Here is a 12,219-nt window from a genome sequence, read left to right on the forward strand (position 1 = left end):
GAAGAATGCACTCGGCCCGATTGAGTTTGCCGGGCGGCCCCCGGGGCAGACGCGCCACGTGCTTCGGACCGGAGGCACGCCCGCGACGTGGTGATCGCCCCGTATGCGCCCGATGCTCGGGAGCGCTCCACGCTCCCTGCCCGGGATTGTTCGGGACGGTCATATGCATTTCGCGGTCGCCCACATCCGTCCGCACCGTTGAGGGAGTGGCGCACACCATGCCCACCCATGCGAACGCCCTGCACGCGTACGACGACACGCCCGACACCGAGGCAACTTTCGCCCGCTTGGCGAATACACCACCGGGCCCGGAACGGGACGTGCTACGACAGGAATTGATCCGGGCCTGGCTGCCGATGTCCGAACGGCTCGCCAGCCGGTTCAAGAACCGTGGCGAAACGTTCGAGGACCTCTGCCAAGTGGCGGCACTCGGACTGGTCAAGGCCGTCGACCGCTACGATCCCGATCGCGGTAGCGCCTTCGTCAGCTTCGCCGTGCCGACCATCACCGGCGAGGTGAAACGGCACTTCCGGGACCACATGTGGACCCTGCACGTCCCGCGCCGCGTGCAGGACCAGCGCAATCGGGTCCGCGCGGCCCAGCGCGACTTGCTCCACACCGTCCCCGGCCGCGTTCCCACGGACGTCGAGATCGCACGGCGAGCCGGCCTGACCGTGGCCGAGACCAAATCCGGAATGGAAGCCCTCGGCTGCTACAGCGCCCTTTCCCTCGACGCCCAGCCGCAGGGCGACCGCGGTGTCGCCCTCGCCGAGGTCCTCGGCGCCCCCGATCGCGCGCTGGACGTCGTCATCGACAGGGAAGCGGTCAAGCCCCGACTACGGAAACTGCCCGAGCGGGAACGGAAGATCCTCTACATGCGGTTCTTTCGCGATATGACCCAGAGCAGCATCGCGAAGGATCTGGGCATCTCCCAAATGCATGTATCCCGACTGATCAGCAACTTATGCGATCGACTACGGCAGGAAATCACCCACGACTCCGTGTAGGGGTCGATCAACTTGATATCCGACTCAGGACTATCCTCGCGTCAGAACTTTCCCGGAGGGTCCTGCTGTGGAGTCCAGTGATCAAGCAAAGAGATACGGCCGACAAGAGTCCGAGGAGGAACGCGCGGACAGGAGGTGGAGCGATCTCCTTCAGGAATTGCGCGTCGCCCAGACCGGAGTGCAACTCCTCTTTGGGTTTCTGCTGACAGTGGTCTTCCAGCCGCGCTTCACCACCCTCTCGCAGACCGACCAGAACATCTATCTGGCCACCGTGCTCCTCGGCGCATCCGCCGCCGGTGCACTGATCGGACCGGTGTCCTTCCACCGCCTCCTCACCGGGCGTCGGCTCAAACCGGAGACGGTCGTCTGGGCCTCGCGACTGACGATGACCGGCCTCATCCTGCTGCTCTTCACCATGACCTCCGCACTGCTGCTCATCCTGCGGGTGGTGCTCCGCAACGAACTGGCGCTCTGGCTGGTCATCGCCATGACGTTCTGGTTCGTCCTGTGCTGGTTCATCCTGCCGCTGTGGACCCGGGCCCGGCACGCACGGGAGATGGAGGAACCGCCGGCCGGTGCCGAGCGCTGAGGCCCGTACGTGCCCGATGGTGATGCCCGGGTCACCCGCCTCCCGGGTCACTCGTCTCCGTGGCCGCTCGTCTCCGTGGCCGCTCGGCCGTGGAGTGGAGTGGACGTCAGTTCTGCCCACGGGCGTTGTGTTGGTGAACGCCCGGTGTCGAGCACCCTTCGTACACACGTCCATCGATGGTGCATTCGGTCGCGGCAGGCCGCCCCAACTGCCGGTATGTCCTCGATCCACGACCCTTGTTGCCGGCACATTGCGGTCTTGTGGCGAGTACGGAAGGGACGTTCCGGTCGGTACGGGGCGTCACTACGTTGGACGCTTCGTCAAGAGAGAGCGAGACGAGATGTCCGTCACCGACCGGTACCTCGCCAACAACGAAACCTACGCGGCCTCCTTCAACGGGCCGTTGCCGCTGCCTCCCGCCTCCGGTGTCGCCGTCGTCGCCTGCATGGACGCACGGCTCAACGTCTACGGCATCCTGGGACTCGAAGAGGGCGAAGCCCACGTCATCCGCAATGCGGGCGGGGTGATCACCGATGATGAGATCCGCTCGCTGGCCATCAGTCAACGACTGCTCGGCACCAGGGAGATCATCCTCATCCACCACACCGACTGCGGAATGCTGACCTTCACCGACGAGTCCTTCGCCGGGCAGTTGGAGAAGGAGACCGGTCACCTCCCGACCTGGGCGGCGGAGGCGTTCCCCGATCTCGACGACGACGTACGGCGGTCCGCGCACCGCATCACATCGAGCCCGTTCCTGCTCCACACCGACTCGGTCCGAGGGTTCGTCTTCGACGTCGCCACCGGAAAGCTCAACGAGGTCGTTTGATCGGACCGGTCCGGCCGCGCCGGCGATCCCGTCACCATGCACCCCGTGCGCCGGTCCGTCCCGCGAGGACCGGCGCACGGGGCTCACTCTCGCCCGGACGGCTCCAAGCATTTCGGATGTCGTAATCATCGGAATGTTCTGTGTATCTTAGTTCTCCCGGAGGAAGAGGGAGGAGCCGAGGCATGGTCCGTCTGACGCGGGCGCAGCAGCAGGAACGCACACGTACGGCCGTGCTGGTGGCGGCGGAGGCCGAGTTCGCCGAACACGGATTCATCGCGGCGAAGGTCGACCGGATCGCCGAGCGCGCCGAGTTGACCCGTGGCGCTGTGTACTCGAACTTCCCGAGCAAACGCGCCCTCTATCTGGCCGTGCTGGTCGACACGGTCGAGCGCGAAGCCAACGACGCTGTCCCTCCGACGTTCCCGCGGGCCATGGCCGATGCGCTGGGTTCGTTCGCCCGTACCTGGCTCGAACGACTGCCTCTCGCCGACGGCACGGGCACTGACGTGCATCCGCGTTCGCTCGCGGCCGTGGTCGATGACGCGCCGACCCGCAACGCACTGGCACGGATCGATCGACTGGAAGTGTTGCTGTTCGCCCTGGCACTGGAGTCGTGCCCGTCCGTGGATGCGGAGCGCACACGGCAGGTGCGCCGGGCCGACCTCGTCCTGAGACTGTTGAAGGGCTCGGGTCCCCTGGCCGATCCGATGCTCGGATCGGATCCCTTCGACGTGACGCACGCCTGCCGGCACCTGGGCGGGCTCGACCTGGCCGACGTCTGGGACCCGCCGCACCTGCCCCACATCGCAGCGGCACACTCCTGCCGAGAACCGTGGACCGCGCCCGGGGAGTTGCCTGACCTGATCACCGGACATCCGGTCGGATTCGAAGGGGACGGCGTGATCGCGGTCCTCGGCACCGACCGCCTGGGCGCGGCGGAGGAGGTCGTCCGCGCTGCCCGCCCGGGCGATCGGGTCACCGTGGCCGTCGTGACGAGCGACCCCGCCGAGATCGGGCGGCTCGTCCGGCTCAGGATCGTCGACTTCACGCGTTGTCTACGCCGTGTGTTCTCGCCGGACGCTGTGTCGCGCCTTCGCCTCGTCCTCGACGACGGCGCCCTGCTCGCCTCGGCCATCGGGGTGGCGGACGCCGCCGACGACACCGAACAGGCGGTACGCATCGACCGGGGCGAGATTGTCGCCCGAGCCCGAGGACGGGGCGCCGCACACGCCGCGGCATCTGCCCGTGCCTCCGCCACCACACGCCCACCCGGGGGGACACCATGACTCTGCCGCTCTCGCCCCACACGTCCAGTACTGACCTGCTCGTGCTGCACACCCTCCGCTGCATCGGCTTCGCCGGCCTCCCCCGCCTGGCCGCAGCCGCGGGGCTGGCCCCGGCCGATGTCGAGTCGGAACTGATCGACCTCGCCGTTGCCGGGCTCGTCACGCACACGGCGGGTGACTTCGGCGGTTGGGGCATCACGGAGGCCGGCCGCGCCCAGGACGCCGAACGGATCACCGCAGAGTTGGATTCGGCCGGTACGCGTGCCGTGGTGGGACAGGCGTACGAGGGCTTCCTGGTCCTCAACCCCGAACTGCTCGACCTCTGCACCGCATGGCAGTTGCGAAGCGTCGACGGTGTGCTGACCACGAACGACCACACCGACCCCGCGTACGACCTGCGGGTCCTGAGTCGGCTCAGGGACTTCGACCAGCGGGCCGAGGACGTCTGTGCCGACCTGTCCGCGGCGATGCTTCGATTCCGACGCTATCGGGTCCGCCTCGCCGATGCGCTGGCCCGTGCCGAGGCCGGTGAGCTCGACTACGTGGCGGACGGCATGGCCTCCTACCACGCCGTGTGGTTCCACCTTCATGAAGACCTGTTGGTCACCCTGGGAATCCCACGACATTGACACCACCTCCCGCCCCTTGGCTCCCGGTCCGGCACCGGAGCAACGGCGAGCGGGCCCTTGGAAGGTCGAGAACGAGATGACGTGGATCCACCCGCTCTCAGCAGAGGTCGACGAGCCGGCGGAAGTCCTGGGTGGCAAGGCCCACGGTCTGGTGGTGCTGCGGCGCCTCCGCCTGCCGGTGCCACCGGGGTTCGTCATCACCACACGGGCCTGTCGAGCCTTCCTCCGTGACGGCCGACCGCCCCGGGGCCTCGATGACGAACTGGCGGCTGCCACGGCCGCACTCGAAGCGACCACACACCGCAACTTGGGAGGTGCGCACAGGCCGTTGGCGGTGTCCGTGCGCTCCGGTGGTGCCGTGTCCATGCCGGGAATGATGAGCACGGTCCTCAACCTCGGCCTCACCGCCGAGGCGACCAGCGGCTTGGCCGCCGAGACGGGGGACCTGCGGTTCGCGCTCGACTCCCGGCTGCGCTTTCTGATCAGCTTCGCCACCGAGGTCTTCGGCGTGGACCGCGACGGCCTCGAAGACATCCGGCGCGAGCTCACCGGACAGGACCGCGGCGGCGAAGCCCGGTTCACCGAGGGCCTGCGAGCCGTCGAAGCACTCATCACCCGACGCGTGGGGGAGTCCGTTCCCCGGAGCGCACCACGACAGTTGGAGCGTGCGGTTGCAGCCGTGTTCTCCTCGTGGGACACCCCTCGGGCGAAGACCTACCGGGAGCTGCACGGCATCCCCGGAGATCGCGGCACGGCCGTCACCGTGCAGACGATGGTGTTCGGGAACCGTGACGACCGCAGTGGGACCGGGGTCGCCTTCAGCCGCAGTCCCAACACCGGGGAGCCCGTGCCGTACGGCGAGGTCCTGTTCGGCAGCCAGGGCGACGAGGTCGTCTCCGGCAGGTCACTGACCCGTCCCCTGCACGATCTGGCCGATCGTGAGCCGACAGTGTGGGCGGCACTCCTTGACGCGTTGCACCGGATCGAGGCGCACTATCGCGATGCGTGCTATGTGGAGTTCACCTTCGAGGCGGGCGAGCTGTGGATCCTACAAGGGCGGACGGGACGACTGGTCGGACGCGCCGCGGTCCGGGTCGCGGTCGACCTCGCCGACGAAGGCGTGATCCACCGCCCCGAGGCACTGTTGCGTGTCTCCCCGTACCAACTCGCACACGTGCGCACTCCGCGCATTGCGGTCTCGGAACCGGTCGACCTCCTCACCCGAGGGCAGGGCGCATCTCCGGGCGTTGCGGTCGGCCGGGTCGCGACCACCGCCGACAGGGCGGTCAGGATGGCTGCGGAGGGCCCGGTCGTCCTGCTGAGGCCGGAGACCTCGCCGCTCGACATGCACGGCCTGGCCGCCGCCACGGGAGTCGTCACGACCCGCGGTGGACCGACCAGCCACGCTGCCGTCGTCGCCCGCGCGCTGGGCAAACCCGCCGTCGTGGGGGCCGTGGAACTCAGCGTCGACGCCGCCGCGGGATGTGTTCGAGCCGGTGAACGCGTCCTTCCCGAAGGCACGCTCATCGCGGTCGACGGGACGGGCGGAGAGGTCGTCGTCGGTGCTCCCCGTCTCGTCTCCGCCGCGGCCGACCCTCATCTGCGTCGGCTGCTCCGCTGGGCGGACGAGGTCGCGGGTGACTCCACGGACCGCAGGGAAACGGCCCGTCTCGCCGCGGCTCACCGGGCCCTCGCCCCCCGCTAGCCGTCCTCTGCAACGGTGCTGAGGTGCAGCGGGGCCCACGGCTGCGCCGGATCACCCAGATGGCCCAGCGGCTACGCGAGTTCGGGTGGCGCCCCGGCCCGGCACGAACCCCGTTGCGGCGCTGCGTCGTTGGAGTCTGCGAGCCCTCGCCGCTCACCCCGCCGCCGGATGCGGCGCGGTCGGTAGCAAGAGCTGAGGTGCCCGAGACCACCGAGTGGCGAGCGGTGCGCGTGATGCCGATCGGGGCACCCCGGGCGCTCGGCCCCGAACAGACCGCAGCCAGGAGTAGTTGTGCACCGAGGCCGTAGAACGCGGCGGACCGTCGTCTTCCTCGCCGCCCTGACCGTGTGGACGGCGGTCCCGATGCCGTCGTCCACCGCGGACTCCACCGTCGATCCGCACCCACAACGGTCGACCGAAGTCCGACGACCCGTTGCGCCTCCACCGCCCAGTGCCACCGCGGGATCTTCCCGTGCGGTGATCGACCCGAACGGCATCGAGACCGCCCGGGCTTCGCGCCCCGTCGCTCCGGGCGTCCGGCTCACCTCGTACGACCGGTTCGAACCGGATGGGTGGCTCCGGGTGGACGCGCTCACCGTCGACCTCACCCGTGACGTCACGGCGGACTACCTCTCCTCCGGCAGGGTCTCCGAGCGACACGTCCTCTCCGAGCTCGCCGCACGACACGATCCCGGACCACGACGCCGAACCGTTGCCGCCGTCAACGCCGACTTCTTCGACATCACCCAGACCGGGGCGCCGCTGGGGCCTGGCATCCGCAACGGCCGTATCGTCCACTCGCCCACACCCGGTGCGCATCGGGCCGTCGGCATCGGGCCCGGGACGGCGGGGCGCATCCTCCAGCTCCACTTCACCGGCACCCTCGAACTGCCGTCGGGCCCACACCCCCTCCACGCCTACAACGCGGCCGACGTGCCCACGGACGGCATCGGCGCCTACACGAGCGCCTGGGGTGCTGCGGACCGCGCCCTCACCGTTGACGCCACCACCACCGCCGAAGCGCTCGTGTCGGCGGGCAGGGTCGTCTCCGTCGCCTCGCGGCCGGGGAGCGGGCCCCTGCCCGCGGACACCACCGCCCTGGTCGGCCGGGGCGCCGGAGCCCGCAAGCTGGCCGCGCTCCGACCGGGGGACCGGGTCACCTGGGAGTTCCGGCCGCGCACCGACGCCGGACCGGTGCCCCGTACCGCGGTGGGTGGTCGCGAACTCCTCGTCGTCGACGGCGTGCCGCGAAGCCACGAGGGCCGGCCCAACAACGCACCGGCACCTCGGACCGCGGTCGGCTTCTCCCGTGACGGTCGTACCCTCCACCTCGTCACCGTCGACGGGCGACAGGCCGACAGCGCGGGAGTCACCCTCACCGAACTCGGCCACCTGCTCCGGCGCGCGGGCGCACACCAGGCGCTGAACCTCGACGGCGGTGGTTCGTCGACGCTCCTGACCCGCCCGGTGGGTCACGACGTCCTCCAGATCGAGAACAGCCCGTCCGACGGCAGCGAACGCACCGTCCCCAACGGGCTCGCACTCACCGTGCCCGACGGCAGCGGGTCGCTGCACGGCTTCCACCTCCACACCCACACCCCCGCGGCCCAGGCACCCACCGCGGACCCGGTCGCCGGCGGCCACCCCGACCGGGTCTTCCCCGGACTCACCCGGCGACTCGACGCAGTGGGACACGACGAGACGTACGGGCCCGCGCCCGGCACACCACGATGGCGGTCCCTGCGGCCCGCCGTCGGACGGGTCGATGCGGAAGGAGTGTTTCGCGCCCGCGCCAGTGGTACCGCGCTGGTCCGGGCCGAACGCGCCGGCGCTCATGGCTCCCTCGCCCTCACGGTCCTCGGCCCGCTCACCCGGATCGACCCCACCGTCCGCCGCGTCTCCCTGGCCGACGCCCGCGGCGCCCGGACCTTCGGCATCGTCGGCCACGATGCTTCCGGCACCAGCGCGCCCGTCGAACCGGACGATGTGCGACTCGACTACGACCGGTCACTCTTCGCCGTGCGTCCGACTGCCACCGGCTCCTTCACGGTGACCTCCCTGACGGGCATCGGTGCGGGGCGGATCACCGCGACGGTCGGGGGCACCACCACCTCCATCGCCGTCAGCACCGGCCTGACCACCCATCGGGCGGCCGACTTCGACGACGCGGACCGCTGGACCTTCAGCCACGCACGAGCAGCCGGCTCCCTGGCCGCCGTCCCCGGCGCCCACCCGGGCACCGGTCTCCAACTGGACTACGACTTCACGCGGTCGACCGCGACCCGCGCCGTCTACGCGGCACCCCCGCGCCCGATCGACGTACCCGGCCAGCCGCAGTCCTTCGGCCTCTGGATCAACGGGGACGGCCGGGGAGCCTGGCCGACCCTGCACCTGAAGGACGCCGCAGGCTCGACCCAACTGCTGCGCGGCCCGTTGGTGACCTGGACCGGCTGGCGGCACATCACCTTCCCGGTCCCGCACGGCGTGGCCCACCCGTTGACGGTCCACCGCTTCTACCTCGCCGAAACCGCCGCGGCGCGCCAGTACCGGGGCCGGCTCGTCATCGACTCGCTCACCGCCGACGTACCGCCCGACGTCACCCTCCCCCCACCGGCCCGCATCGAAGACCCCCTGGTGGACACGGCAGCGCGAACCCGGCACCGGGAGTGGCGGTTCGCGGTGATGTCCGACGCGCAGTTCGTCGCCCGGGAGCCCGACAGCCCCATCGCGCACCGGGCGAGGCGCACGCTGCGGGAGATCAAGGCGGCACGACCCGAGTTCCTGATCATCAACGGGGACCTCGTCGACGAGGGCTCACCCGCGGACCTCACCTTCGCCCGGCGCCTCCTGGTCGAAGAACTCGGCGACGACGTGCCCTGGACCTATGTGCCGGGCAACCACGAGGTCATGGGGGGCCGGATCGACGACTTCACTGCCGCGTTCGGCCCTGCCCACCGCACCTTCGACCACCGCGGGACCCGCTTCCTCACCCTGGACACCTCCCGTCTCTCCCTGCGCGGCGGCGGTTTCCCCCAGATCGCGATGGTGCGGGAACGGCTGGACGCGGCGGCCCGCGACCCGCGCATCGGGTCGGTGGTCCTCGTCCAGCACGTACCGCCCCGCGATCCCACCCCCCAGCGCGGCAGCCAACTCGGCGACCGCAAGGAGGCCGCGCTCCTCGAACGCTGGCTGGCGGACTTCCGGCGTACGACGGGGAAGGGCGCGGTGCTGATCGGCGGGCACGTGGGCGTCTTCCACGCCGATCGGGTCGACGCGGTGCCCCAGCTGATCAACGGGAACTCCGGCAAGACCCCCGCCGGACCGGTCGACGCGGGCGGATTCACCGGCTGGTCGCTCATCGGGATCGACCCGGTCGGAGCCCGCGACCGGATCGCCGCACTGCGACGACCCTGGCTCGGCGGAGCCGACTGGATCTCGGTCCAGACCCGCCCCCATCTCGACTCGCTCGCCCTCGCGGCGCCCGCGGTACTGGTGCCGGGCCGTACCGCTGAGATCCGCGCGACGGTGACACAGGGCACGCGCCGAGTGCCCGTCGACTTCCCCCTGAGCGCGGACTGGAGCGGCTCACCGGACCTGCACATCGGACCGGTGGAGCGCGCCCGCGAACACCACCGGGCGTCCTTCGACCCGACCACCGGCCGGATCACGCCGCTGCGGCCGGGGCATCTGACACTGGCCGTCACGGTGAACACCGCCACGGAGCGCGTACGGATCAGGGTCGGCGCCCAGGGCGGCGGCTGATCGGGCCCGGCGGGCGGGGGAGCGGGCCCGGTCGCGTACGTCCGATGGCGCAGCACAGCCGTCACGGGCATGCACGGGGCGGCCCGGATCCCGTCCCCATCCGGTGTGACGCTCCGGCGGCGAGGGCACGCGCGGTGTGCCGTCCTCACCGTGCGAGAACCCCTCGCAGCGGGCAGCCTTGGTCATGAGCGTTGCGGAGGAGGTGATGCCCTGTGGCCGGGCCGAGTGCCTCCGCGGCGGTGCCCTCCGGCCGTGGGGACGAAGGATTTCCGCCGTTGCTGTCGCTGGCCCTCAGCGGCATGCTGGACGACGTCCGCGCCCAGTCCGGGGGCCTCTACCTGCTCTCGTCGAGTGGACGGATCCTGGAAATGGTGGCGAAGGAGGGACTGCCCCGGGACTTCTCCGCCCCCTGGGAGCGCATCCCCCTCTCGTCACCCATACCGGTGGCGGTCGCCGTACGCGAGCGACAGCTGGTCTGGGTCCCGGGGGAGGAGGAGATGGCCCGCCGCTATCCCCGGATCGCCCTCGTGCTGCCCTATCCGTACTGTCTGGCCGCCCTCCCCATCGCCACCGGGGGAACCGTCTACGGCGCGGTCTACCTCACCTGGCCCATGTCCCACGCGCGCGCACTCTCCCAGGCCGAACGTGAGCAGCTCGTCGCCGCCTGCGATCTGCTGGCCCTCAACCTCCAGCGGGCCGCCGAGCGGGGGAGCCCCATCCTTCCCGAGGCATTCCTCCCGGACACCGACGCCAGTGCCGTGTCAGCCCCGCCGGCCGAGGCGATCCGCACGCTCGCCAGACTGCCCGACGGCATCTGCTCCCTCGATGTCCACGGCCGCATCACCTACGCCAACCCCGCAGCCGCCGACCTCCTCGGCACACCCCCCGCCGCCCTGATCGGACAGCACCTGTGGAGCGCGCTGCCCTGGGTCGACGACCCCCTGTTCGAGGACCGCTACCGGGCGGCGATGCTGAGCCAGCGCGAAACCTCCCTCACCGCACTGCGCCCGCCCCGCACCTGGCTGGCCTTCCGGATGTACCCGGGCCGCGGCGGCATCACCCTGCGCATCACCCCGGCCGCCCGGGAACCCGTGCGCACCCTGACGACCGGCGAATCGGACGCCCCACCCGTACGCCTGGTCACCATCTCCCACATCCTCAGTCTGGCCAGCGCCCTGACCGAAGCGGTGGGCGTCGAAGAAGTGATCGAACTGGTCGCCGACGAGATCATGCCCGCGGTCGGCAGCAGCGCCCTCGCCATGCTGGCCGCCGAGAACGGGCGACTCCGGGTACTGGGACAGCGCGGCTATCAGGACCGCCATCTGGTGGACCGGTTCAACGGCACGCCCCTGACCGCACGGATCCCCGGAACGCAGACGCTGGCCACCGGAATGCCCTCCTTCTTCGCCTCCCGCGCAGAGTTGGAACGCGCCCACCCCGCACGCCACGCCACCCCCGACGGCATGTCCGCGTGGGCCTACCTCCCCCTCATCGCCTCCGGGCGGCCCGTGGGCACCTGCGTACTCGGGTACGACCAGGAACACCGCTTCTCACCGCACGAGCGCGCGGTCCTGACCAGTCTGGGTGGGCTCATCGCCCAAGCCCTGGAACGCGCGATGCTGTACGACGCCAAACACCGGCTCGCCCACGGCCTCCAGGCCGCCCTGCTACCGCGCTCCCTGCCCGCGCTGGACGGTCTGGAAGCCGCCTCCCGCTATCTTCCGATCACCCAGGGCATGGACATCGGCGGCGACTTCTACGATCTTGTTCCCACTGACGGCAAGGCAGCGGCCGTCATCGGTGACGTCCAGGGCCACGACGTGACGGCGGCCGGGCTGATGGGGCAGGTCCGTACGGCCGTCCGCGCCTACACCGCCGTCGGCCAGCCACCGGGAATGGTCCTGGAGTCCACCAACCGACTGCTCATCGAACTGGAAGGGGAACTGCTCGCCAGCTGCATCTATGTGCATCTGGAGCTGGAGGCGCAGCGCGCCCACATCGCCAGGGCGGGCCATCCACCGCCCTTGCTGCGCGACCCGGACGGCCGGGTCCGGGTCCTGGAACTCCCCGGCGGCCCGCTCCTCGGCGTCGACCCGGCGGGCACCTATCCCGTCACCACCATCCCGTTGCACCCGGGGTCGGTCCTCGCGCTCTACACGGACGGGCTCGTGGAAATGCCGGGAATCGACGTCGAAGCGGCCATGGCCGCACTCGCACAACGGCTCAGTCGTGGCGGCGGGGACTCCCTCGAAACCCTCGCCCGTGATCTGACGGGACCGGTGGGCAGCGCAGGGGAACGCGCCGACGACACCACGCTCCTGCTTCTGCGCCCGCTGTACTGAACCGAGGTCACAACGTCAGCGAGCCGCCCCGGCGTCCGATGCCGTACGACTCCTGTGCGTGTGCGTGTGC

General features: G+C 70.5%; 8 protein-coding genes. All 8 read left to right on the forward strand.

Annotation, left to right across the window (positions count from 1 at the left end):
- Positions 1–218: 218 nt before the first annotated feature.
- The 8 genes from ABZ348_RS19005 (at position 219) to ABZ348_RS19040 (ending at position 12,149) form a co-directional block, all read left to right on the forward strand.
- Positions 219–1,007, forward strand: coding sequence for a SigB/SigF/SigG family RNA polymerase sigma factor (locus ABZ348_RS19005; RefSeq protein WP_358934430.1), 789 nt, complete (start codon positions 219–221; stop codon positions 1,005–1,007).
- Between the two features lie 67 nt (positions 1,008–1,074).
- Entirely contained in the window at positions 1,075–1,596 is a 522-nt protein-coding gene (locus ABZ348_RS19010) for a DUF6328 family protein (RefSeq protein ID WP_358934431.1), read from the forward strand.
- Positions 1,597–1,936: 340 nt separating this feature from the next.
- A complete protein-coding gene (locus ABZ348_RS19015) occupies positions 1,937–2,425 on the forward strand; it encodes a carbonic anhydrase (RefSeq protein WP_358934433.1) in 489 nt (162 codons plus the stop codon).
- Positions 2,426–2,607: 182 nt separating this feature from the next.
- Positions 2,608–3,711, forward strand: coding sequence for a helix-turn-helix domain-containing protein (locus ABZ348_RS19020; protein ID WP_358934435.1), 1,104 nt, complete (start codon positions 2,608–2,610; stop codon positions 3,709–3,711).
- On the forward strand, positions 3,708–4,340 hold the full coding sequence (locus tag ABZ348_RS19025) for a transcriptional regulator (protein WP_358934437.1): 633 nt from the start codon (positions 3,708–3,710) through the stop codon (positions 4,338–4,340). The genes ABZ348_RS19020 and ABZ348_RS19025 overlap by 4 nt, the downstream gene beginning before the upstream one ends.
- A gap of 76 nt (positions 4,341–4,416) precedes the next feature.
- The gene (locus tag ABZ348_RS19030) at positions 4,417–6,045 is read left to right on the forward strand and encodes a pyruvate, phosphate dikinase (protein ID WP_358934439.1); all 1,629 of its coding nucleotides are present in this window, start codon (positions 4,417–4,419) and stop codon (positions 6,043–6,045) included.
- A gap of 363 nt (positions 6,046–6,408) precedes the next feature.
- Positions 6,409–9,807 carry a phosphodiester glycosidase family protein gene (locus ABZ348_RS19035; RefSeq protein ID WP_358934642.1) on the forward strand — a complete coding sequence of 1,133 codons (3,399 nt, stop codon included), beginning with the start codon at positions 6,409–6,411 and terminating at the stop codon, positions 9,805–9,807.
- A gap of 299 nt (positions 9,808–10,106) precedes the next feature.
- On the forward strand, positions 10,107–12,149 hold the full coding sequence (locus tag ABZ348_RS19040) for a SpoIIE family protein phosphatase (RefSeq protein ID WP_358934643.1): 2,043 nt from the start codon (positions 10,107–10,109) through the stop codon (positions 12,147–12,149).
- The last annotated feature ends 70 nt before the right edge of the window (positions 12,150–12,219 follow it).

Origin of the sequence: Streptomyces sp. NPDC005963, from assembly GCF_040638655.1 — a bacterium.
In the GTDB taxonomy this organism is placed as follows: domain Bacteria; phylum Actinomycetota; class Actinomycetes; order Streptomycetales; family Streptomycetaceae; genus Streptomyces.

What these genes read in the sequence shown, in the direction of transcription:
- ABZ348_RS19005 (WP_358934430.1), top strand. Translation starts at nt 219, where the DNA reads ATGCCCACCCATGCGAACGCCCTGCACGCGTACGACGACACGCCCGAC.
- ABZ348_RS19015 (WP_358934433.1), top strand. Translation starts at nt 1,937, where the DNA reads ATGTCCGTCACCGACCGGTACCTCGCCAACAACGAAACCTACGCGGCC.
- ABZ348_RS19020 (WP_358934435.1), top strand. Translation starts at nt 2,608, where the DNA reads ATGGTCCGTCTGACGCGGGCGCAGCAGCAGGAACGCACACGTACGGCC.
- ABZ348_RS19025 (WP_358934437.1), top strand. Translation starts at nt 3,708, where the DNA reads ATGACTCTGCCGCTCTCGCCCCACACGTCCAGTACTGACCTGCTCGTG.
- ABZ348_RS19030 (WP_358934439.1), top strand. Translation starts at nt 4,417, where the DNA reads ATGACGTGGATCCACCCGCTCTCAGCAGAGGTCGACGAGCCGGCGGAA.
- ABZ348_RS19035 (WP_358934642.1), top strand. Translation starts at nt 6,409, where the DNA reads ATGCCGTCGTCCACCGCGGACTCCACCGTCGATCCGCACCCACAACGG.
- ABZ348_RS19040 (WP_358934643.1), top strand. Translation starts at nt 10,107, where the DNA reads ATGCTGGACGACGTCCGCGCCCAGTCCGGGGGCCTCTACCTGCTCTCG.